At 70.3% G+C, this 20,833-nt stretch carries 19 protein-coding genes and 3 pseudogenes; 14 read left to right on the top strand and 8 right to left on the bottom strand.

Features of this window, described 5'->3' with window-relative positions; all coding sequences use genetic code 11:
- The first annotated feature begins 41 nt into the window (after positions 1-41).
- The 9 genes and pseudogenes from WMF11_RS00610 to WMF11_RS00570 all read left to right on the top strand — a co-directional run bounded on the left by WMF11_RS00610 (position 42) and on the right by WMF11_RS00570 (position 6,963).
- Positions 42-791 carry a DUF3540 domain-containing protein gene (locus tag WMF11_RS00610; RefSeq protein WP_437976056.1) on the top strand — a complete coding sequence of 250 codons (750 nt, stop codon included), beginning with the start codon at positions 42-44 and terminating at the stop codon, positions 789-791.
- Positions 792-803: 12 nt separating this feature from the next.
- Positions 804-1,217 carry a DUF4150 domain-containing protein gene (locus WMF11_RS00605; RefSeq protein WP_437297167.1) on the top strand — a complete coding sequence of 138 codons (414 nt, stop codon included), beginning with the start codon at positions 804-806 and terminating at the stop codon, positions 1,215-1,217.
- A 30-nt stretch (positions 1,218-1,247) separates the two neighbouring features.
- Positions 1,248-2,123 carry a transglutaminase family protein gene (locus WMF11_RS00600; RefSeq protein WP_437906453.1) on the top strand — a complete coding sequence of 292 codons (876 nt, stop codon included), beginning with the start codon at positions 1,248-1,250 and terminating at the stop codon, positions 2,121-2,123.
- A gap of 63 nt (positions 2,124-2,186) precedes the next feature.
- Positions 2,187-3,047: a class I SAM-dependent methyltransferase gene (locus tag WMF11_RS00595; RefSeq protein WP_437976055.1), complete on the top strand. Its 861-nt coding sequence runs from the start codon at positions 2,187-2,189 to the stop codon at positions 3,045-3,047.
- Positions 3,048-3,288: 241 nt separating this feature from the next.
- Entirely contained in the window at positions 3,289-3,669 is a 381-nt protein-coding gene (locus WMF11_RS00590; protein ID WP_437906452.1) for a VOC family protein, read from the top strand.
- Positions 3,666-4,649, top strand: coding sequence for a TauD/TfdA dioxygenase family protein (locus WMF11_RS00585; protein ID WP_437906451.1), 984 nt, complete (start codon positions 3,666-3,668; stop codon positions 4,647-4,649). The genes WMF11_RS00590 and WMF11_RS00585 overlap by 4 nt, the downstream gene beginning before the upstream one ends.
- A complete protein-coding gene (locus WMF11_RS00580) occupies positions 4,646-5,497 on the top strand; it encodes a dienelactone hydrolase family protein (RefSeq protein WP_437906450.1) in 852 nt (283 codons plus the stop codon). The genes WMF11_RS00585 and WMF11_RS00580 overlap by 4 nt, the downstream gene beginning before the upstream one ends.
- 272 nt (positions 5,498-5,769) lie before the next feature.
- Positions 5,770-5,976, top strand: a pseudogene (locus WMF11_RS00575) (dienelactone hydrolase family protein); the annotation flags it as partial.
- A gap of 126 nt (positions 5,977-6,102) precedes the next feature.
- Positions 6,103-6,963, top strand: a complete 861-nt coding sequence (locus tag WMF11_RS00570) for an alpha/beta fold hydrolase (protein ID WP_437906449.1) — start codon at positions 6,103-6,105, stop codon at positions 6,961-6,963.
- 32 nt (positions 6,964-6,995) lie between these two features.
- On the opposite strand, the gene WMF11_RS00565 is transcribed toward WMF11_RS00570, so the two are convergent.
- From WMF11_RS00565 to WMF11_RS00555, 3 genes are all read right to left on the bottom strand, one after another.
- Positions 6,996-7,472, bottom strand: coding sequence for a DUF2059 domain-containing protein (locus WMF11_RS00565; RefSeq protein ID WP_437906448.1), 477 nt, complete (start codon positions 7,470-7,472; stop codon positions 6,996-6,998).
- Positions 7,473-7,592: 120 nt separating this feature from the next.
- Positions 7,593-8,411 (bottom strand): MOSC domain-containing protein, encoded by an 819-nt coding sequence (locus tag WMF11_RS00560; protein WP_437976054.1) that lies wholly within the window; start codon positions 8,409-8,411, stop codon positions 7,593-7,595.
- Positions 8,412-8,493: 82 nt separating this feature from the next.
- The gene (locus WMF11_RS00555) at positions 8,494-9,477 is read right to left on the bottom strand and encodes a hypothetical protein (RefSeq protein ID WP_437906446.1); all 984 of its coding nucleotides are present in this window, start codon (positions 9,475-9,477) and stop codon (positions 8,494-8,496) included.
- A 79-nt stretch (positions 9,478-9,556) separates the two neighbouring features.
- Between WMF11_RS00555 and WMF11_RS00550 the strand changes: the two genes are divergently transcribed.
- The 3 genes from WMF11_RS00550 to WMF11_RS00540 all read left to right on the top strand — a co-directional run bounded on the left by WMF11_RS00550 (position 9,557) and on the right by WMF11_RS00540 (position 12,258).
- Complete coding sequence (locus WMF11_RS00550) at positions 9,557-10,213, top strand: ferritin-like domain-containing protein (RefSeq protein WP_437976053.1); 657 nt, start codon at positions 9,557-9,559, stop codon at positions 10,211-10,213.
- A 382-nt stretch (positions 10,214-10,595) separates the two neighbouring features.
- Positions 10,596-10,934 (top strand): four-helix bundle copper-binding protein, encoded by a 339-nt coding sequence (locus WMF11_RS00545; protein ID WP_437297157.1) that lies wholly within the window; start codon positions 10,596-10,598, stop codon positions 10,932-10,934.
- Positions 10,935-11,136: 202 nt separating this feature from the next.
- A complete protein-coding gene (locus WMF11_RS00540) occupies positions 11,137-12,258 on the top strand; it encodes a DUF4185 domain-containing protein (protein ID WP_437976052.1) in 1,122 nt (373 codons plus the stop codon).
- Positions 12,259-12,708: 450 nt separating this feature from the next.
- Here the strand turns inward: WMF11_RS00540 and WMF11_RS00535 are convergent.
- The 4 genes and pseudogenes from WMF11_RS00535 to WMF11_RS00520 form a co-directional block, all read right to left on the bottom strand.
- Positions 12,709-13,320, bottom strand: a pseudogene (locus tag WMF11_RS00535) (transposase); the annotation flags it as partial.
- Positions 13,321-13,659: 339 nt separating this feature from the next.
- Positions 13,660-14,481, bottom strand: coding sequence for an ATP-binding protein (locus WMF11_RS00530; RefSeq protein WP_437743789.1), 822 nt, complete (start codon positions 14,479-14,481; stop codon positions 13,660-13,662).
- Positions 14,481-16,067: an IS21 family transposase gene (istA, locus tag WMF11_RS00525; RefSeq protein WP_437974280.1), complete on the bottom strand. Its 1,587-nt coding sequence runs from the start codon at positions 16,065-16,067 to the stop codon at positions 14,481-14,483. Before istA ends, WMF11_RS00530 begins: the two co-directional genes overlap by 1 nt.
- A gap of 235 nt (positions 16,068-16,302) precedes the next feature.
- A pseudogene (locus WMF11_RS00520) lies at positions 16,303-16,620 on the bottom strand (transposase); the annotation flags it as partial.
- 411 nt (positions 16,621-17,031) lie between these two features.
- Between WMF11_RS00520 and WMF11_RS00515 the strand changes: the two are divergent.
- Together WMF11_RS00515 and WMF11_RS00510 are read left to right on the top strand one after the other, a co-directional pair.
- Complete coding sequence (locus WMF11_RS00515) at positions 17,032-17,997, top strand: AraC family transcriptional regulator (RefSeq protein ID WP_437906443.1); 966 nt, start codon at positions 17,032-17,034, stop codon at positions 17,995-17,997.
- 209 nt (positions 17,998-18,206) lie between these two features.
- Positions 18,207-19,751: an IMP dehydrogenase gene (locus tag WMF11_RS00510; protein WP_437548554.1), complete on the top strand. Its 1,545-nt coding sequence runs from the start codon at positions 18,207-18,209 to the stop codon at positions 19,749-19,751.
- 118 nt (positions 19,752-19,869) lie between these two features.
- On the opposite strand, the gene WMF11_RS00505 is transcribed toward WMF11_RS00510, so the two are convergent.
- The gene (locus WMF11_RS00505) at positions 19,870-20,781 is read right to left on the bottom strand and encodes a LysR family transcriptional regulator (protein WP_437906442.1); all 912 of its coding nucleotides are present in this window, start codon (positions 20,779-20,781) and stop codon (positions 19,870-19,872) included.
- Between the last annotated feature and the right edge of the window lie 52 nt (positions 20,782-20,833).

Below are 20,833 nucleotides of genomic sequence, written 5' to 3'. Positions count from 1 at the left end.
GCCGACGACGGCCGCGAAGCCACGACCCGAGGACCTCCGCCATGCCCACCGCTGCCCTCCCTGCTCTCCCCGTCGAGCCCCTGCCCTCCGACGCGCGCCCCGAGGGGCTCCTCGACGCCGCGCCGCGCGCGCCGTGCGCGCCGTGCGCGCCGTTGGAGGAGCGCCCGCTGCGCATCGTGGCGCGCGCAGGCGCCTCGGCGTCGATCGTCGAGCGCGACGGCCACGAGGTCGTCGCGGTGCACGACCGGGCCGGCCGGCTGCTCTTCGAGTACGACGCGGAGACCGGTCGGGGCAGCCTCGTCGCGGCGGGCGGCCTCTCGCTCGCGGCGCCCGGGGGCGACATCGATCTCGTGGCGGGCGGCGCCATCCGCTGCTGGGCGGCCGGCGAGGTCGCGATCGCGAGCCGGAGCGGCGCGACCCTGAGCGCGCGCGCCGGCGAGCGCGGGGCGACGGTGCAGGTCGCGCCCGGGCGCGTCACCGTGGCCGGAGAGGCGCTCGCCGCCGTCGCCGAGCGGGGCGACGTGCGCATCGCCGAGGCGCGCTATGAGGGGCGGGCGCTCACCGCGGTACTGGAGCGGGCGCACACCACCGTGGGCAAGATCGAGTCGATCGCCGGGCGGGTGATCGCGCGGGCGGGGGATCTCTTCCAGGAGGTGCGCGAGCTGCACCAGCTCCGCGCCGGGCGGGTGCGCGCGCTGGTCGAGGACGTGATCGAGCTGCGCGGGCGCGAGGTATCGGTGGACGCGCGCGAGGACGTGAGCATCGATGGCCAGCGGATCAACCTGGGTTAGGAGGGCGCGGCGATGTTCCCTGTGACCACGACGCAGGCCGGGATCTGCCAGGCCATGCCGGACACGTGCAAGACCCCTGCGCCGCCTGGTCCGCCGGTGCCGCTGCCGTACCCGAACGTGGCGATGTGCAACCAGGCGCTCCCGAGCACCTGCGCCCTGAAGGTGCTGGTGGAGGGCAAGCCGGTGCTCACGAAGCAGAGCGAGATCCCGATGTCGACCGGCGACGAGGCGGGCGCTGCCGGCGGCGTCGTGAGCGGCAAGATCAAGGGCGAGGCGATGTTCCGCAGCTTCTCGGCGAAGGTGAAGGCCGAGGGCAATCCGGTCGTGTTCCACGCGTGCGCGGTGGCGCAGAACGGAAAGAGCCCGAACATGCCCATGGGCGTGCAGGTCGCGCCGTCGCAGGCGAAGGTGATGGTGGGCGGCTGAGGGGCCGCGCGGCTGGCGGAGGGGGTCCACGTGGCAGCGCGTCGTTACCGCGTGGTTCACCGCAGCCGGTACGAGCTCGGGGCCGAGGGCGTGGTCGCGTGCCGGCTGGAGGCGCACCTCACCCCGCGCGTGCTGCCGCATCAAGCGGTCGAGTTTCACCAGCTCGTGGTGCGGCCCTTGCCGCGCTCGAGGCGGGTCGAGGAGGACGCCTTCGGCAACCTCTGCGCGCGGATAGAGATCTGCGGGAGCTACGGCGCGATCGACGTCACGGCCCTCAGCGTTGTGCGCCTCTGCGAGGAGGCGGCGGGCGGCGCCGGCGATCTCGGGGACGACTGGCGGGCGGTGGCGGCGCGCACGGCGGCCGCCGCGGCGGAGGACCCGGCGCTGCGCGCGCTCGTGGAGGGCACGGCGCGCGCGCCGCGGAGCGGCGCGATGGCGGACTACGCGCGGGGGTGCTTCCGGGAAGGCCTCCCGCTCGGCGGCGCGCTGGAGGGGCTGGTCGACCAGATCCGACGGGATTTCACCTTTACCCCGGGCGTCACCGCCGCGGACACCGGCATCGCCGTCTTCTGCGAGCTCCGGCGCGGCGTCTGCCAGGACTTCGCGCACCTCGCCGTGGCGTGCTTGCGATCGATGGGCCTCGCGGCGCGTTATGCGAGCGGCTACGTGGCCGGCTCCGCCTCGGCGCCGGCGCGCGCCTCGCACGCGTGGGCGTCGGTGTGGTTGCCGTCGGGCGGCTGGCACGACCTCGATCCGACGCTCGGGCGCCTGGGCGCGCCCGGGCACATCGTGCTGGGCTACGGACGCGACTACGATGACGTCGCGCCCCTCAGGGGCACCGCCGAGGGCGCGCGCGGCGTCCGGCTGCGGACGGAGATCGTGGTGGCGCCGCAGGGAAGCGAATGACGTCGCGCCGTTTGCACGAGCGGGTCGCGCGTACCCAGCCGAAAATCGAAAGGAGCTCGAACGATGATCGAGGTTGCCGGACCGAACGCCGAGCAGATCCGTTACTGGAACGAGGTCGCCGGACCGAAATGGGTGGCCCTCGGCGATGCCATCTCGGCGTCGACCCGGCCGCTGGGCGTCGTCGCCATGGATCGCGCGGGGATCGCCGCGGGCGAGCGCGTCCTCGACGTCGGCTGCGGGCTCGGCGACACCACGCTCGAGCTTGCCCGGCGCGTCGGCGCGGGCGGCTCCGTGCTCGGCGTCGACATCTCCGCGCCGATGCTGGAGAGGGCGCGCCAGGACGCGCGGGCGGCAGGCGCCGCGCGCGTGGCCTTCGAGAACGCGGACGCGCAGACCGCGGCGCTGCCCGGGCTGTTCGATGTCCTCTACTCGCGCTTCGGCGTCATGTTCTTCACCGAGCCCGAGGCGGCCTTCGCGAACCTCCGGCGGGCGCTGCGGGGCGGCGCGCGGCTCGCGTTCGTCTGCTGGCGGCCGCTCCAGGAGAACCCCTGGTTGCACGTGCCGGCCATGGCGACGGCCCGGCACATCCCCATGCCGCAGGCCGAGCCGCACGCGCCAGGCCCGTTCGCGTTCGCCGACGCCGCGCGCGTCCGGGAGATCCTGTCGCGCGCGGGGTTCGTCCGGATCCATCACGAGCCGCTCGATCGGGAGCTCCTCGTGGCGGGCGGGAGGTCGCTCGATGAGACCGTGGACTTCCTCCTGCAGATGGGCCCGTCGGCCGCGGCGCTGCGCGCGGCGAGCCCCACGCCGGAGGTCGTCGACCGCGTGCGGGCCGCCGTGCGCGAGGCGGTCGCGCCGCACGACGGCCCCGGGGGCGTGCGCATGGCCAGCGCCGCGTGGATCGTGACGGCGGCAGTGGACTGACGCCTCCGGGACGCCCCTCCCGCTCGTCAGCCGCGTCATCTCCGCGACGACGGAGGTCCTGGAGCTCCTCAAAGAGTCGACGCATCGAGATCGCTCCCGGAGCGACGCCGCTCGCTCCTGGGCCGCACGGAGCACCCCCATGTCGTTCAAGCGCCTGGATCCCTGTCTGATGTTCGACGGAGCCGCCGAGAGGGCCATCAAGCTCTACGAGAGCGCGCTCGGGGCGAAGTGAGAGGGCGTGATGCGCTTCGGCGATGTGCCGGGCGACAACGCATCTCCCGAGAGCAAGGACCGGAGGATCCACGCCACGCTGCACATCGGTCCTGGCGTCATCCTGGTCAGCGACACGATGCCCGGCACGCCGGCCGCGAAGGGGAGCAACACCGAGGTAAGCTTGCACTTCGGCGAACTCGCGAAGAGGACGAAGGTGTTCGACGCGCTCGCCGCGGGCGGCGACGTCACGATGCCCCGGCCACCTCGGTCCCCTCCAAACGAACCTCCGCACGCTCGCCCCGCCTCGTGTGTCCCCACGCGCACGGCGCCGCTCGCTCCCTGGCACGGCGCCCGCATACCGACCGTCACGAAGGACGTGGCGGGGGGACCACGCGGAGGAGACCCATGAGCCAGAGAGCATCCGATCAAGCCATCCAGGTGAAGCCGCTCGCAGGGCACATCGGCGCCGAGATCCACGGCGCCGACATCTCGAAGCCGCTGCCCGACGAGGCCGTGGCGGCCATCCGCGCGGCGCTGCTGAAGTGGAAGGTCGTCTTCTTCCGGAACCAGCCGCTCGACCACGCCGAGCAGATCGCCTTCGCCGCGCGCTTCGGCGAGGTGACCTACGCCCATCCGCACGAGGACGAGCCGTTCGACGAGCACCCGGAGATCCTCGCCATCGACAGCCGCCGCTACGATCGCCGCTACGGCAGGCGCTTCAGCTACGAGAACCGCTGGCATACCGACGTCACCGCGGCCGTGAACCCGCCGGCGGCGTCGATCCTGAGGGCGCACATCCTGCCGCCCTACGGCGGCGACACGACCTGGACGAACCTCGTGGCAGCCTACGAAGGGCTGTCCGCGCCGCTGCGCGCGCTCGTCGATGGCCTGCGCGCGGAGCACCGCTTCGGGCTGCGGTTCGCGCCGCAGGACCAGGACAGCCCGTACCTGCGCAAGGTGCGCGAGAACCCGCTGATCTCGATCCACCCGGTGGTGCGCGTCCACCCCGAGACCGGCGAGCGGGCGCTGTTCGTCAGCCCGGGCTTCACCAGCCACATCGTCGGGCTGTCGCCGCGCGAGAGCAGCGCGATCCTCGACCTGCTCTTCGAGCAGATCAGCCGCCCGGCGTACACGGTGCGGTTCCGGTGGGAGCCGGGCAGCATTGCGTTCTGGGACAACCGGGCCACGGCGCACCTGGGGCCGCAGGACCTCGGGCACCTCGACGTCGAGCGCGTCCTCTACCGGGTGACGCTGACCGGAGACATCCCGGTGGGGGTCGACGGGGTCCGCTCCGAGATCGTGGCCGGGGAGCCGTTCGGGAAGCGACCTCCGAGCAAGGTAAAACCCGCCCGCAAGGACAAGGCGCCCGAGGCGGAGGTGCAGGCATGAGCGCCGCGAGCGCAGGCGTCGAGAGGACGTCGTTCGAGGGGCCCCACGGGCCGGTGGAGGCGGTGCAGGTCCGCCCGGCGTCGGGCGGGCGCTCGCCGGCGCCGGCGGTGCTGATCCTCCACGAGGGGCTGGGCCTCACGGTCCATACGATCGAGCTGGCAAGGCGCTTCGCGCAGGAAGGGTACCTCGCGTTTGCGCCGAACCTGTATTCGCACGACGCGACGCACCGGACCTTCACCGAGGCGGAGGTGGCCCGGGGGGTGAGCCTGCTCCGCGCGGCCGACCGCGACGAGGTGGTCGGCCGGTTGCCGGCGAACGAACAGGAGCGGCTGAAGAAGGTGTTCGCCTGGTTCGGTAGCCGCGACACGTCGACGTACCTGCCCGACGCGAGGGCGGCGGCGGCGCACCTCGCCGGCAGGTCGGACGTGCGGCCGGGGGGCGTCGCCGCCGTCGGGTTCTCGCTGGGCGGAGGGCTCGTGGGGCAGCTCGCGGTCGCAGGCGTGGCGCTCGCGGCTGGCGCGGTGTTCTATGGGCAGGCGCCGGCCCTCGAGCAGGTGAAGAACGTGCGGTTTCCGCTGCAGGTGCATTATGCGGAGGAGGATCCGGCGATCACCCCGAGGGCGCCAGCGGTGGGGGAGGCGTTCAGGGCTGCGGGGCGGGAGCTGATCTCGTTCGTGTACCCTGGGACGCGCCACGGGTTCTTCAACGAGACGCGGCCAGCGTACCACGCCGACGCGGCGCAGCTCTCGTGGCGGCGCACGCGGGAGTTCTTCGCCGAGCGCACCGGCAACGTCGGGCAATGGCGGCCGCAGGCCGTGGCGGGCGAGGGTGTGCGCGCTGCAGGGTAGCTGCGGCTCCGTCGCTGGCACCTCTGGCACCTCAACCTGGGTCGGGCACCTCGGGCACCTCAACCTGGGTCGGGCACCTCGGGCACCTCAACCTGGGTCGGGCACCTCAACCTGGGTCGGGCACCTCAACCTGGGTCGGGTCGGAACCTCCGGAACCTCAACCTGGGTCAGCACCTCGAATCTCAACCTCGGTCGGATCGGAACCACCGAACGAACCTCAACCTGGGTCGGGTCGGAATCTCGAACCTCAACCTGGGTCGGGTCGGTCCCGCCTCCCGACGGTGACCGCGCTGCAGGAGGCGCTCCGTACCGCCTCCGAGACCGCCAGCGCGCCCGGCGCCGCGCACTCCGAGATCCGGGTCTACCCTGACGTCCCTCACGCCTTTTACGCCGACTACCGGCCGAGCTACCGGCCGGAAGCCGCCGCCGACGCCTGGCAGCGCCAGCTCGACTGGCTGGCCCGACACGGCGTTGCCTGACGGCGACCGGCCGCGCCAGCGCCCCGGCGACCCCTGCTGCCCCGGCAACAAGCTGCGCCTCCGCTGCTACTCCTTACGCACCCCACGCCCGCGCCAGCGCGCCCCGCGATCGGATACCCTGACGCGGTGCGCGCCAGGATCCGAGACACCGAGCTCTACTTCGACGTCGAGGGCATGGGCCTCGTCCCCGACGGCCCGCGGATGCGCGAAAAGCCGGTGATGTTCGTCGTACATGGCGGACCTGGCGCAGATCACTCCTCGCACAAGGGCGGGATGACGCCGCTCGCCGACCAGGCGCAGCTCGTCTACTTCGATCATCGCGGACAGGGCCGCTCCGCGCGGGCGCCAAAGGAAACGTATACCCTCGAGAACAATGTCGAGGACATGGAGGCGCTGCGCCTGCACCTCGGCCTCGATCGTATCGTGGTGATGGGCACCTCCTATGGCGGCATGGTGGCCATGGCCTATGCGCTCGAATACCAGCGGAACATCTCCCATCTCATCCTGGTGGCCACGGCGGCCAGCCATCGCCTCATCGACCGGGCGAAGCGGATCGTCGCGGAGCGCGGCACGGAGCAGCAGAGAGCGGCGTGCGAGCGCCTCTGGGCCGGCCAGATCGAGAGCGACGAGCGGTTCGCCGACCTCCTCCAGATCCTGGGGCCGCTCTACTCGACCACCTTCGATCCACACAAGGCGGCCGAGGCCCGCGCGCGCACCATCTACAGCGTCGACGCGTGGAACGTCGGCCTGGAGGGGTTCATGCGGAGATTCGATTTCACGCCGCGCCTCCCCGAGATCGACGTGCCCACGCTCGTCATCGCCGGCCGACACGACTGGATCTGCCCACCCGATCTCTCGGAGGAGATAGCGCGGCTCATCCCGGGCGCGGATCTACGTATCTTGGAGCGCAGCAGCCACTGGGTGCGCGCTGACGAGCCGCGGGCGCTGCTCGACGCCATCGCCGGCTTCCTGGCCCAGAGGCGGTAGCGCGCAGAGCGCACCGCCGAGCGCCGCGCCCTCTACTGGATCCCGGCCTTCTTCATGGCCGCGGGCATCCGCTGGACGATGACCGTTCCGACCTTCTTCCCCACCTCGCCGCTGATCTCCGGGAGGAGCTTCGCGGCCTTCTTTCCTACCGGGGTGCCGTAGAACTTGATGAGCTCCTTCAGCTCATCGGCGGTGAACTTCCCCGCATAGATCTCGACGTTCCACTGGACGAGCTCGTCGTACGGCAGCACCTCGGCGACCACCGCCTTCAGCTTGCTGGCGTCCCTGGGCGAGATCTTCGCGCCCGCTTGCTGCATCGAGGCTCCCATGTTGGTCATCAGCTGATCGAGGAGCGCATTGTAGACGTCCTTGGGCATCACGAGGTGCGTGAGCTCCAGGGCGAGCTTCTTCTCCGCCTCTCCGGCGTACGCGCTGCCGAGCGACACGAAGGAGAGCAGGGTCACAACGGCGAGCGAGACGATCCATGAACGAAGCGCGTGCTTTTTCATGGGCCCTTTGTATCACGACCACGCCGCGATCCGCGCCGCGCAGGCAGGCCCGCCGCATCCCTCCCCGCAGCCGCCGCGACACCTTAGGAGCCGCCATGCAGCAGCCGTTCGGGCGCTCGGTCACACGACCGTCACCTCGTCTCCCACGCGCAACGTGCCGGCTTTCGTCTCCTGGATGTAGTTCTGCCCGAAGTTCACGTCGCTGGGCTTCTGCGCGTCGCGCCGGTACGTGGCCAGCGTGCGGAGCGGCTCCGGGCCGCGCTCCGCGGTGCGCTGATCGGTCGTGGTGACGACGCAGCGGGCGCACGGGCCGCCGGCGCGGAGCACGAGGTCTCCGATGCGGACGCGGCCCCACCGGTCCTCGTCGAAGGCAGCGCAGCCGCTCACGACGAGGTTGGGCCGGAAGCGATCCATCGGCAACGGCGCGGCGCCCCGGCCCTCGAGGTGAGCGTTCAGATCGGCGAGCGAGGCCTCGGAGATCACGAGCAGCGGGAACTCGTCGGCGAACGACACGACGTCTTCCGGGCCTGCCACCGAGGCCTTGAGGACGGGCCGCCGGAAAGCCTCGCCGATGCGGACGAGCCGCGCCGGGTGATCCAGGACGCCGCTGAGCCACGCGGCGGCTTCGTCACCGCAATCCTCGGCCAGGAGGCCGCTGCTGCTCCAGACCTCGACCGTGAGCACGCGCGCGCCGTCGGCCCTGCGCGGCACGGAGATCGGCGGCCTGCCGGCGAAGCCGAGCGTGAGCGCGCTCTCGGAGAGCTGCGTCTCGATGAGCGCCATGCGCGGCAGCGGGCGCTGCGTGAGGGGCTTTCCCTCGGGGTCGACGATCATGAACCGCCGATCGCCCGCGAGGCCGAGCGCGTCGACGGCGGCCTCGTCGACCGCGAGGCCCCGGCAACCTTTGACGGGATAGATGTGGATCGCGGAGAGTCGCATTCCGGAGCTTATAACACCCCTCCGGCGCTCGGCGCCCGGAGAAGCGCGGCGCGCACGTTCCGAGCGCCCACGCTCCCCGTCGTCATGCCACGTCGCCTCCCGCCGCCGGTATCCCGAGCACCTGCCGCAGGTCCATCCCCACGACGACGTCCGCGTTCTGCTGCACCCATTCGACGAGCGCGGGGCGCAGGGCGCGCGCGATCTCTTCCTTGACGAGCCCTTCCACGACGCTCGGCCCGAGGCGCTGCGGGTCGAGCGCGACGCCGCCGCCCGCGACCAGGGCGCTGAACAGGCGCACGAGCGACTCGGCGCCCGCCGCGTTTCGTGCCGCGCCGAGCGGCTCGACCCGCTCGACGGCGATCTCGCCGCCGCGCTTCACGACGAAGCGACGGACGTCGGCCTGGTCGACTCCCCTCTTGTGGAGCACCGCCGAGGAGCAGTCGACCTCGATGCGCTGCACGCGCGGCGCGGTCTCGATCTCCTGCCGCGTGCCCTCGATATCGACGCTGGCCGCGATGGTCGCGCCGGCCGGGATGCGGAACCCGTCCGAGCCCACCCCGCCCGCGAGCTCCTGGTGCAGCGTCAGCCGCGCAGACAAGCGGGCGCCCCGCACGGCCGTGCTGCCGCCGGCCTCGAGGTTCGAGAGCACCTGACGCACCGTCACGACGAGATCGGGATCGCTTGTGGGGTCGTACGGGGGCATGGCCATGGGCGTCGAGGTGACCAGTCCGCGCATGAAGGCGCGCGCCTCGTCCTCCGCCGATCCCTTTCCGACCCGGACGAGCCCTCCCGTGTAGAAGACGTTGGGCGTCATCGCGCCTGAACGGAAGTCGTACTCGACCTGCTGGAGCCCCATATCGCCGAGCGGCGGCGGCAGGTTGATGACGAGGTACGGCTCGAAGGTGATCCGCAGGAGCGCCGGCGCGAGCGTCAGGCGGAGCGCCGTCGCGCTCGACGTGGCGAGCGCGGCGATTCCGGTGCGCCTCAGGACGGCGCGAGCGGGGAGGTCGAACGAGATCGAGACCGACTCGAGATCGATCCACGACGGCAGGAAGCTCCAGGCCATTCGAGGAGGGTACACCCCCCTGGCCGCCGGAAGCGCGGCCTATTGACCCGCCGCACGGGGCGCGCCCATCATGCCCCGCATGAAGCCAGAGGAATTCCTCGACGAGCTCGACCGCAAGGTCGGTGAGCGCCTTGCCCACATCGGCGCAGTGGCCCGCGCGGCGGAGCCGGCGAGCGGCGTCGGCATCCCGGCGCTGCTCGCGACCGCGCTCAAGAAGGAGCTCGAGGCGACCGAGGAGGCTGCGCTCTGGCTCACCACCGAGACGGACGTGGAGGTGAAGCTCGCCCTCGCCCGCCAGTGCGGCGACGAGGCGAGGCACTACCGGCTCATCGCCGAGCGGCTCCGCGCGCTCGGCGTCGACCCCGCCGCCATCCCGGCGAAGTTCGGGCCGCCCACGCCGATGTTCGGGTACTTGAAGGGGCTCGGCTCCACGGTCGAGCGCGTCGCAGCGGGCCAGTTCACGCGGGAGGCGCTCGCGAAGGTGCACAACCAGGCGTTCATCGATTACTGCGAGTCGCAAGGCGACGCCGAGACCGCGCGCCTTTACCGCGAGGTCATCCAGCCGGACGAGGGCCATCACCACGAGATGGGCCGGCGGCTCCTCACGCGCCTCGCGGACACCGAGGAGGCCCAGGCGCTCGCGCGCGCCGCCGCGATGCGCACGCTCGAGATCGCCGAGGAGCTCCAGGAGATCGCCCGCCTGAAGATGGGTATCTGCCGCGCGCCTGGGTGCTAGTGTTCAGGCACGGTCCTGACGGACCGCCACCCCGCTCGATCCAGCCGCTCCGATGCGGTTCGCCGATCTGACCGTCGACGTCCGGGCGTCGATCGCGAGCTAGCGTGTCGTGGTGTCGCGCTGTCGCGCAGAGAGAGCGACCAGGGCGGGAACAACCGTTCGGGCAAGGCGTTCGCGCATGCCTCGCGGCGTCCCGGCTGTTCGCGAGGGGCGTTCAGGGCACGGCGGTCTCGGCGTCGGTCGCTGTTCCGAGGCCTATATGCGGGATGGCCCGACATGCGAAAGCCATCGAATCCATGCACCCTCCAGATACCGAAGTTGCCGCCTTGTCGCGAGGCGTACTCGCGGCGAGAGGCGGCCAGTTGGGTCAAGGGGGGTTCTCATGATCAAGTTTCCGGGGGACAGATCGTTCCGGGAGGTGGCCCGGTTCACCCAGGATTGTGGTTCGATCTGCACGCACGCGGCGCAGTATTGCCTCGAGATGGGAGGCTCTCACGTGAGCGCCCCGCACATGCGGCTGCTCCAGGACTGCGCCGACATCTGCGAGGCGACGTCAAAGCTCCTCCTGCGCAGCTCGCCGCAGATCACCCAGATGATGAGCGTGTGCGCGAGCCTCTGCGAACAGTGCGCGGCGAGCTGCGATAAGCTCACGGGAGATACGCAGATGAAGACGTGCGCTGACGAGTGCCGCCGCTGCGCTGCCGCCTGCCGGCAGATCTGAGAGCGGCGGAGACATCGTGGTCTTCCGGACCGTGAGCCGAGCAGCGGAGTAGCTCCCCTCGCCTTTTGCGGATCGCAGCCGTCCTCCACGCCAGAGCCCCCGCGCGCGCGGCGGCCCGTCGGCGCCGCGGTCGCGTGTGGTCCGGCGGCGGAGCGACGCCGACGGCGGCGGCGTTCTGGCTCCCCATGGTACCCTCGCGCGCATGCGTTATCGAAGGACCATGGGAGCCGCGGGGTTCGCTCTCCTGTGCGCCGGGTGTGGCGGGGACGCGCCCGAGGCAGCGGTGCGTGCGGTGCGCGACCTGGGTGCGCTGGAGTTTGCCCCGGCGATTCGAGGGCGGGACGGCGGCTACAGCGCGCGGTGGGGCGACCGATCGGTGTGGGTGTTCGGCGACACGACCCTGGAGATGCCGGGGGAAGACGGAGCGCTGTGGAGGTCGAGCACCTTCTGCGCGACCGACGATCTGGATGCGTCGGATGGGCTCTCGTCGCTCACCGAGCCGCTCGACGCGGCCGGCGCGCCGCGGGAGTTCCTCCCGTTCACCGAGGAGGAGCTCGCGTTCAACCTCGCGCACTCCGACCCTCGGGCGCAGGAGACGTGCGAGGAGGACTGCGGAGCGCGCTATGCGCTGTGGCCGGGCCCCATCGTCGTCGACGAGGCGACCGGCCGTGCGCTCGTCTTCTACAGCAAGGTGACGGGGCGGCTCGGGGTGTTCGACTTCGACATGCAGGGTTCGTCGATCGCGGTCTGGGAGAGCTTGGATGCGCCGCTCGCGCGCCCGGAGGTACGCCCGGGCGCTGCGGATCCGACGCTCCTCTTCGGCGCGGATGAGCCCTCGCTCACGTCGGCGGCGCTCGTCCGCGAGGGGATGCTCTACGCCTACGCCTGCGCGTGCTCGGGTCTCACGTGCCCGTGCCTCGTCGCGCGCGCCGCGCTCGCGGAGGCAACGGAGCGCGCCGCGTGGCGGTTCTTCTCGGACGGGCGCTGGGTGGAGGGCCATGAGGAGGCGGAGCCGGTCATGGCGGGGGCACCGATGATGTCGGTGCATTGGAACGAGCACGTCGGCAGGTACATCGCGCTGTACAGCGAGCCGGTATCGTCGGAGATCTCCCTCCGGACGGCGCCGGCGCCGGAGGGGCCATGGTCGGACAGCGCGGTGGTTGTCACCGCCGAGGTCCCGCCTATCCCGGAGGCGTGGCCATATGCCGGCCTCGTGCACGCGGAGCTCGCGCGGGAAGGAGGGCGGGTGGAGTACGTGACGTACTTCCGGGAGACGGGGTTCCTGGAGGGAGAGATCCGACTCGTCGAGCTGGAGCTCCAGTAGACGACGACCCGACCCAGGTTGAGGCCTGCGGCCTGCCGGACGCCGCTCGACCCGACCCAATCCACACCGCCCGACCCGATCTAGGTTGAGGCCTGCGGCCTGACCCAGGTTGAGGTCTGCCGGGCTGCCGAGACCGCTCGACCAGGTAAAGAGGGGCAGCTGAAGACGGTCGAACCGGGTTGAGACGACCTGGCTCGGTCGACCATCCGCCATGAACCTAACCCGAATGGCCCCAGCCGGATCGCTCCATCGGTTGGGCAGGTCTACTTCACCGGCACCCAAGGTGCCTTTCGCTCAGACCCATCCGACCACAACGTTAAGCCCAGCGCGGCAATCCATCCCCAGCGTCACGAGAACGCTCCCGCTCGCTTCACCTTCCCCAGACGGACCTTCCCCACGACGGCGCCTTGGCCCGCCCTGCTGTGGCGCTGTGACGCACCGCCAAGGTGCCTACATCGCGATCACGACGTCCGCCACGTTGGCGCCATGATAGATGCGCATCCACCACGTCCCCCCCGGAAAGACGGCGCTTCGTACCCCGGCACGCCATCGTTCAAGCGCCGCACGGTATGACGCACGAAACGCTCGCACAGCGGCACCAGCGATTCGCCATGCATCGCCCTGGTTACGGCCGACGGCAAACGTCGGATTGCGATCGCGCAGCGCCTCGAAGCTCGTCGCGCGGCTGTAAGGGGAGACCGTACTGGCGCCCTTGTTGCCTAATAATCGGAGCCCTTGCCGCTGCAAATCCGCATGGGCTTGCGCTTCCTGTCGCTCAAGCTCGGTCGCGACTTCACGGCGAAAGCCTTCTGCGTTGTCGTGCTCGATGGCGGGTGGTAGCGTGAGCGAAAGCGTTGCTTCCGCCGGCCACTGCCGATTCTCTGGATCAAGATACACGGAGGGACGCGCTGCACGGAGCGCGCCACCGCCGAGCTCGCTCACATCCGACTTGGCCCCCGGCCACTCGTGCGCGTGGCGGACGAGGCCAGCGGCTACGGGGTTCGCGATGACGTAGGCGATCTTCTCCACCGTAGCCGCGCGCGTCAGCAGCCGCACCACGCTGCCACGTCGCAGGGTCATGGGGCCACCCCGTCGCAGGGTCATGGGGCCAGGGGGAGACACCGTGATCGGTCTCGACCATGCCCGAGACCGCGAAGCGTGTCGAGGTCCCCGGAGCCGGGCGCGCAGCGACCGGCGACGTCTCTCTTTTCGCAGGGTCATGGGGCCACCCAGGCCCCCGGTAGATCCCGGCAGGGTCCGCGACGCTCAGGAGCAGGCAGGTTCGCCCCGCCCCCAGCAACACCAGCGGTCCCATCGACGAGGGTGGGCGAGGCACGCCGCTCGGAGCGAGGGGTCAGAGGCGCGGCCCCAGGCTCGACGTCCTCGCCGGGGCCGCAGCGGTCATCGCCGCCTGCCGCGTGGGTGGGTGGGCGGCTTGCTGCGCGCGGGCACCAGCGCGGCCGTGGTGCTCTCGTCGAGCTTCGGCTTGAGCCGCGGTCTGTACGACTCCCCGTCGATGATGAAGTCGAACGCCGCGTTCTTGAACCGATCGACGGCGCTCTGCGCGAGCAGCACGTCGTCGAACATCGCGAGCCACTCAGCCGTGTCGCGATTGCTCGTGACGATCATCGAAGCGTTGCCTGTGCGTTCGAGGAAGAGCTGGTACACGTCGCGGCTCTCTTCCTTGTTCATCGCCTCGAGCGCGAAGTCGTCGAGGATGAGCAGGTCGACGGTCGTGAGCGCGACCATCTCGGCGTCGCGTGAGTTGTCGAGTCTGCTCTGGCGCAGCCTGCGCAGCATCGCGTCCGCGCGCAAGAAGCGCACGCTGTAGCCGTGCTGGCACGCGAGGTGTCCGAGCGCGTTCGCGAGGTAGGTCTTGCCCACGCCGACAGAGCCGAGGATGACGATGTGCTTGTGCTCTTCGAGGAAGCGTAGGCTCGTGAACCCGCCGAGCAGACGCTTGTCGAAGCTGACCTTCGCGGTCTTGTCCCAGAGCTCCAGGCGCATGGCCGGGTCGAGCCCGGCGTCGCGTACGCGGCTCTCCGTCGCGCTGGCCTCGCGGCGCGCGATCTCGTCGGTGAGCAGCATGAGCAACAGCTCCTCGTGTCCCATCGACTGCTTCTCGGCGACCAGGAGACGCTCGCGCAGCGTCGCCGCGATGCGGCCGAGACGAAGGCGCTTGAGCGCTGTGATGAGCGCAGGGTCGACATCGCTCGAGCTCATCACGAGTCCTCCTTGGTCGCGGCAGCCGCCGGCATGCGCGTCGCGAAGTGCTCCGTGCTGCGCGCGAACCGCGGCGCGGGCAGCGCAACGACCGTGCGCTGCCCCGTGGACGGTGACGCCGGCGTCTTCGCCGTCTCGAGCATGCGCGCCACGCGCTGCACGTCGATGACATCAAACGCGAGCGCGCTCTGGCAGATCGCCTCGACACGCCCATTACCGAACTTCTTGCACAGACGCAGCAGCGCGTAGACCAGCCGCATGCGCGTCCAGGGCAATGGCACCGCGAGCAGTCGCTCAGCGTAGACGCCGACGTGCACTCCGCACGTCTTCGCGCTCGCGATGAGCGAGGCGACGTCGCGCACCGCTGCGACGTCCTTGCCCATGGGGTAGTCGCTCGGATCGGTGGAACGCTTGCCCGGCGCGACGCGCGCGTGCACTTTCACGAGCTCCGTACCGGCGTAGATTCTCACCGACGCGCTGTCGGCGCGGACGCGCACCGTGCTGCCGACGTAGCGGGTGGGCACGCTGTAGAGCGACCGGAGCACCTGCACGTGATGATCGGGGTGCACCTTCGCGTCGGTCCAGTACGGCACGTCGAACGGTGCTGCCGGCGCCGGCTTCATGGCGCTCCTCTCGCGCGCCTCGAACACCTCGCGCGGTACCTCGCGCGTCGTGCCGTGGACGCGCGCGCCGGCAACGTCGCGGCACCACCGCTCAGCCGACACGCGCGCGTCGTCGAGGCTCGTGAACGATTCGCCGTCGAACCAGCTCTCCCGCACGTAGGCGACCTGATTCTCGACACGCGCCTTGTCTCTCGGCGACCGGACACGCGCGGCATCGACGAACAGCCCGCGCGTCTGCGCGTAGTCGAGGAAGGCTGGCACGAGCACGGGGGCAAGCTCGTCGGCGCGCAGCACGATGGCTTTCATGTTGTCCGGGATGATCACGCGCGCCATCGCGTCGAAGAACCGCCACGCGGCATCCAGGCCCGCGCACACCGCCACGGTGGTCTGCTCGAACGACGGCCACACGAACTGGTAGCGGCTGTACACGAGCGTCACCACGAGCACCCACAGATTGCGAGCTCGCTGCGTCGCAGGATCGAACAGCCTGCCCATGAGGCCGAAATCGACCTGCGCGACCTCGCCGGGCTCGGTATCAGCGACACGAACCGTCGGCGTCTTCTTGCGCCACGCGAGCTCCTCCTTGGCGAAGCGCCAGAGCGTGTCGTAGCTCGCCGTGACGCCGTGGTCGCGCTGGAGCAGCGTGTGGATTTTCCGCAGCTTCAGCGGGCGAGATTGAGCGAGCCAGGCCTCGATACGCACGCGATGCGCGTCGATCTGCTTCCTCTCGTCGCTCGCGTCGGGCACCGGGCGCGCCTGCACGCGCTGGGCGATCGCGTGAATCTCCTCGTCCGTCGGCTCGCGGTCGAGTGGCAGTGGCAGCGTCGCTGCGGCCTCGAAGTACCTGCCGACCGTCTTGCGATCGAACCCCGTCTCGCGCGCCACCTGACGCGCGCTTTGCCCCGCCGCACGACGGCGGAGCATTTCCTTGATGTCAACCATGATCAGCTCTCGGTAGGGCATCGGGCTCCTTCCGACGGCGACCCGCGCCGTCATCGGAAGGAGCCCGTCTCAGATCCCGACCGCGGCGTCCCGAGCTGGCCCCATGACCCTGCGAAAAACCTCGGAAGCTGGCCCCATGACCCTGCGAAAAACTGGGTCACGCCCCCGCGCGGGTGGCCCCATCCTCCTGCGATTGGGGTGGCCCCATGACCCTGCGAAAAACGCCGTCAGGTGGCCCCATGACCCTGCGAACTGGCACCACGCTCGTGGGTTCGTGGTCCCACACCGGTCCTTCCCACGTGCGGAGGACCTTCGTTCCAAGCGCAACGATGCGGTGAAAAAACTGCAAGAAGCGCGGCAAAACGCCTTGCACATCGGTCACGACGAGGTGCAGATGCGTTGACATCGCGCAAAGAGCGTGGACTTCGATGCCAAATCGACGGGTCGAAACGGCGAGCGTGTAGACCAGGAACTGGGTGAGGGCAGCATCCGGGCGGAGAAGGAGATGCCGGCGCAGGACGCGACGGGTGATGAGGTAGGTGGCGCCGGGAGCGATTTCACGAGGCTGGCTCATGGCCTGGGCATACGAACAAATGCCGTGCCAGAGATCGTGATCAATCATTTCAATGACTTATGCCGGCGCGACGGGTACGACGGGTGGCGGCCGCCACGTGGTCCGCCACCTGGACCGCTGTCGCAGCGACGGCTGCTAGCCTTGGCGGCATCGGCTGGATAGCGGAACCTGCGCTCACACAAACCGAGGAGCGCGCTCTGGGTGGGTGCGCGCAACCTGGGTGTGGTCGCCCGGCCTCGACCTTCGTCGGTAGCAACCCGGGTGTGGTCGTCTTCTGCCCGATCAATCACCTCAACCTGGGTGCGGTCGCCGCCGCAACCTGGGTGCGGTCGCCGCCGCAACCTGGGTGCGGTCGCCCGGTCGCCACCGAGGCACTTTTTTCTGCAACCAGCCATCAGCTACCCTCCGCCTGTGGCAACGTCCGACAGGAGCCGCGCCGAGTACGAGCGGCGGGTCAACCGCGTGGTCGACTACATCCAGGCCCATCGCGCCGAGGACCTCTCCCTCGACACGCTGGCCGCGGTGGCGGCGTTCTCGCCGTTTCACTTCCACCGCGTGTTCAAGTCCATCACGGGCGAGAACCTTCGCGAGTTCATCCAGCGAACGCGCCTCGAGACCGCGGCGAGCCACCTCGTGCAGCGGCCGCGCGCCGACATCCTCGAGATCGCCCTCGAGAACGGCTTCAGCTCGGCGAGCGCCTTCGCGCGCGCCTTCAAGGAGCGCTTCGGCATGAGCGCCTCCGCCTGGCGCAACGGCGGCGCCGCGCACGCGCGCAACGCGCGGCAAGCGGATCGCAAGCCAGGTCAAGTCGAGCGCAATCCGTGCAAAGCAGCGGCCTGCGCGCCCGACCAAGATGCCTCCTCGTCGGGCGCGGACGCCCGCCAACACGAGGAGGAGATCATGAACGTGACCGTGAAGACCCTGCCGAGCTACCACGTGGCCTATGTCCGAACCGTCGGCCCCTATGGCCCGGAAGGGGGCGTCGGCGAGGCCTGGCAACGGCTCATCCGCTGGGCGAGCGCCCGCGATCTGTGGACCCCGGACCGCATCTGCCTCAGCATCGCGCACGACAACCCCAAGGTCACCGAGCCTGCCAAGTGCCGCCTCGACGCCGCCATCGTGATCCCGCAGGACTTCAAGGCGGACGGCGACGTCAACGTGACCGACATCGCCGGCGGCAAGTACGCCGCGGGCGCGTGGGTCGGCGACGCGCGCACGATCGGCGCCGCCTGGGACCAGCTCTTCGGGAAGTGGCTGCCTGAGAGCGGCTATCAGCCCGACCATCGGCCCTGCTTCGAGCTCTACCAGGGCGAGTTCCACGATCCCAAGACCAACAACTTCCGCTGCGATCTCTGCTTGCCGGTGCGCCCGCTCTAGCTCCGCCCCCCAGGGAGCCCGGTCATCCGCCCGGGCTCCTGCACCGCCTCGCCGCGACGCTGGCGGGCGGCCGGGCCCCGGCCGCCTCGCCCCTCGCGCCGCCCTCAGAGCCCGCCGTTGCCCCGCAAGCCATCGATATTACACGACTTTCACGGGAGAGCGACGTCGCTCGCGTTTGACAGCCGGGGATCCTTGCACTAGGAGCCGACATGGCATTCATCTACGATGAGCCGAGCAGGACGTTTGGCGAGTACCTGCTCGTCCCGAATCTGACGACGAAGGACTGCGTCCCCTCGAACGTCGATCTCACGGCTCCTGTCGTCCGGTTCAAGGCCGATCCGGGCGCGACGCCGCCGGATCCGAGGCTCGCGCCGCTCACGATCAGCGTGCCGATCACCAGCGCGATGATGCAGTCGGTCTCGGGCGCCGAGCTCGCGATCGCGCTCGCGCGCTGCGGCGGCCTGTCGTTCGTGTACGGCTCGCAGGGCATCGAGGAGGAAGCCGCCATGGTGCGGCGCGTGAAGAACTACAAGGCCGGGTTCGTCGTGAGCGACTCGAACCTGCGCCCCGACGCGACGCTCGGCGACGTCCTCGCGCTCACCGATCGCACGGGCCACTCCACGATTGCGATCACCGAGGACGGCACGCCCACGGGCAGGTTCGTCGGCATCATCACGAGCCGCGATTACCGGCTCGGCAAGACGCCGCTCAGCACGCCGGTGCGCGAGATCATGACGCCGTTCAAGTCGATCCACTGCGGCAAGGTCGGCCTCGATCTTCAGGAGGCGAATGAGCTCATCTGGCGTCACAAGCTCAACACCCTGCCTGTCATCGACGAGCGGCAGCACCTCCAGTACCTGGTGTTTCGCAAGGACTACGAGTCGCACCAGGCGCACCCGCTCGAGAACGTGGATCACGAGAAGCGCCTCATCGTCGGCGCCGGCATCAACTCGCGCGACTACAGAGATCGCGTGCCGGCGCTCGTGGAGGCGGGCGCCGACGTGCTCTGTATCGACTCGTCGGACGGCTACTCCGAGTGGCAGGGCGACACCATCGCCTTCGTGAAGTCGCTCGGCAAGCCGGCCTATGTCGGCGCCGGCAACGTCGTCGATCGCGAGGGCTTCCTCTACCTGGTCGAGGCCGGCGCCGACTTCGTCAAGGTCGGCATCGGCGGCGGCTCGATCTGCATCACGCGCGAGCAGAAGGGGATCGGCCGCGGCCAGGCGTCGGCCGTGATCGAGGTGGCCAAGGCGCGCGACGAGTACTTCCAGAGGACCGGCGTCTACGTGCCGATCTGCTCCGACGGCGGCATCAGCCAGGACTACCACATCACCATCGCCCTCGCGATGGGCGCCGACTTCGTCATGATGGGCCGCTACTTCGCGCGCTTCGACGAGTCGCCCGGGCGCAAGGTCCGCGTGAACAACCAGTTCATGAAGGAGTACTGGGGCGAAGGGAGCAACCGCGCGCGCAACTGGCAGCGCTACGACCACGGCGATACGAGCAAGAAGAAGGATCAGCTCGAGTTCGAAGAGGGCGTCGACAGCTACGTGCCGTACGCCGGCAAGCTGAAGGACAACCTCGACGTCACCCTCGCCAAGGTGCGCTCGACGATGTGCAACTGCGGCGCCACCTCGCTGCGCGACCTGTACATGCGCGCGCGCCTGACCGTCGCGTCCGCGGTGAGCATCCACGAGGGCGGCGTCCACGACGTGATGCTGAAGGACACACGCGGCAACACGCGCGAGCCCTGAGGAGCCACTCAGGCCGACCGTCGCTCTGGCGCCCCGGGGCGCGCGCTCCGGTCGACGAAGCGAGCCCTCGTGTCGCGCCCCCGTCGATCTGACGAGAAGCGGCGCGCCTCGCGCGGTGTCAGCCGCCGAGGAGCGCGCGCGTCCGCTGCTCCGCGCGGCGCCCCTCGGCGGCGAGCCGCTCGACGAAGCGCTCGACGATCGGATTGCGCCGGAAATTCTCGCGCGTCATCAGCTCGACCGGCAGCGGCTCGACCTCCGCGACCTCGACGTCGAGCCGCGAGCGCGCAACCTCGGTCAGCGCGAGCGCCGGCGCGAGGCCGATGCCGAGCCCGCCGGAGACGTACGAGACAAGGAGTGACACGCTCGACACGTCGATCGTCGAGATGGGCCGGATCCGCTCGCGATCCAGGTACGCGTCGAGCATCCGCCGCCCCACGCTGCCGGGCGCCAGCCGGAGCAGCGGCTCGTGCCGTAGCCGCTCGCGCAGCGCCGGCGCCGAGCCCTTGAGCCGCGGTCCCACCCAGAGGAACGGCTGCACGAACAGCGGCAGCTTCACGAGATCGCCGCCCGCCGAGGACGCCGACGCGAGGCCCAGATCCACCTCGCCGCGCTCCACCCCCCGCGCGGCGTCGACCGAGTTCGCCGTCGTGATCGCGAACCGCACCGGCGCGCGCTTCTCGAGCATCTGGCGGATCACCGGCACGAGCAGCCCCTTGCCGAGGTAGTCGCTCGCCGCCACGCGCAGGGTCGTCGACGGCTCCCCCGCCAGCTCCGAGAGCAGCTCGAACACCCCCTCCGCCTGGTCGAACAGCCGCGTGATCGCGCCGAGCGCCGCCTCGCCGGCCGGGCTCAGCCGCACGCCGCGCCCGTCGCGCTCGAACAGCGCCACCCCGAAGCGCTCCTCCACCCGGCGCACCTGCTGGCTGATCGCCGACGGCGTCTTGTGCAGCCGCCGCGCCGCCTCGGCGACCGAGCCCGACCGGGCCACCATCAGCACATCCTCGAGCGCGGGGAGCAGCGACGCGTCCATGTAGCTTTACTTAATCGATCGTGAAAAAAGTTTCATTCGACTTAATCCTCTC

Origin of the sequence: Sorangium sp. So ce295 (genome assembly GCF_051527405.1) — a bacterium.
GTDB lineage: Bacteria > Myxococcota_A > Polyangia > Polyangiales > Polyangiaceae > Sorangium > Sorangium cellulosum_B.
Note: the sequence above shows the minus strand (reverse complement) of the source record. Positions and strands in the feature narration are given on the sequence as shown.

Excerpts from the sequence above, each read along its gene's own strand:
- WMF11_RS00610 (WP_437976056.1), top strand. The coding sequence starts at position 42 with ATGCCCACCGCTGCCCTCCCTGCTCTCCCCGTCGAGCCCCTGCCCTCC.
- WMF11_RS00605 (WP_437297167.1), top strand. The coding sequence starts at position 804 with ATGTTCCCTGTGACCACGACGCAGGCCGGGATCTGCCAGGCCATGCCG.
- WMF11_RS00595 (WP_437976055.1), top strand. The coding sequence starts at position 2,187 with ATGATCGAGGTTGCCGGACCGAACGCCGAGCAGATCCGTTACTGGAAC.
- WMF11_RS00590 (WP_437906452.1), top strand. The coding sequence starts at position 3,289 with ATGCGCTTCGGCGATGTGCCGGGCGACAACGCATCTCCCGAGAGCAAG.
- WMF11_RS00585 (WP_437906451.1), top strand. The coding sequence starts at position 3,666 with ATGAGCCAGAGAGCATCCGATCAAGCCATCCAGGTGAAGCCGCTCGCA.
- WMF11_RS00580 (WP_437906450.1), top strand. The coding sequence starts at position 4,646 with ATGAGCGCCGCGAGCGCAGGCGTCGAGAGGACGTCGTTCGAGGGGCCC.
- WMF11_RS00565 (WP_437906448.1), bottom strand. The coding sequence starts at position 7,472 with ATGAAAAAGCACGCGCTTCGTTCATGGATCGTCTCGCTCGCCGTTGTG.
- WMF11_RS00560 (WP_437976054.1), bottom strand. The coding sequence starts at position 8,411 with ATGCGACTCTCCGCGATCCACATCTATCCCGTCAAAGGTTGCCGGGGC.
- WMF11_RS00555 (WP_437906446.1), bottom strand. The coding sequence starts at position 9,477 with ATGGCCTGGAGCTTCCTGCCGTCGTGGATCGATCTCGAGTCGGTCTCG.
- WMF11_RS00550 (WP_437976053.1), top strand. The coding sequence starts at position 9,557 with ATGAAGCCAGAGGAATTCCTCGACGAGCTCGACCGCAAGGTCGGTGAG.
- WMF11_RS00545 (WP_437297157.1), top strand. The coding sequence starts at position 10,596 with ATGATCAAGTTTCCGGGGGACAGATCGTTCCGGGAGGTGGCCCGGTTC.
- WMF11_RS00540 (WP_437976052.1), top strand. The coding sequence starts at position 11,137 with ATGCGTTATCGAAGGACCATGGGAGCCGCGGGGTTCGCTCTCCTGTGC.
- WMF11_RS00530 (WP_437743789.1), bottom strand. The coding sequence starts at position 14,481 with ATGAGCTCGAGCGATGTCGACCCTGCGCTCATCACAGCGCTCAAGCGC.
- istA (WP_437974280.1), bottom strand. The coding sequence starts at position 16,067 with ATGCCCTACCGAGAGCTGATCATGGTTGACATCAAGGAAATGCTCCGC.
- WMF11_RS00510 (WP_437548554.1), top strand. The coding sequence starts at position 18,207 with ATGGCATTCATCTACGATGAGCCGAGCAGGACGTTTGGCGAGTACCTG.
- WMF11_RS00505 (WP_437906442.1), bottom strand. The coding sequence starts at position 20,781 with ATGGACGCGTCGCTGCTCCCCGCGCTCGAGGATGTGCTGATGGTGGCC.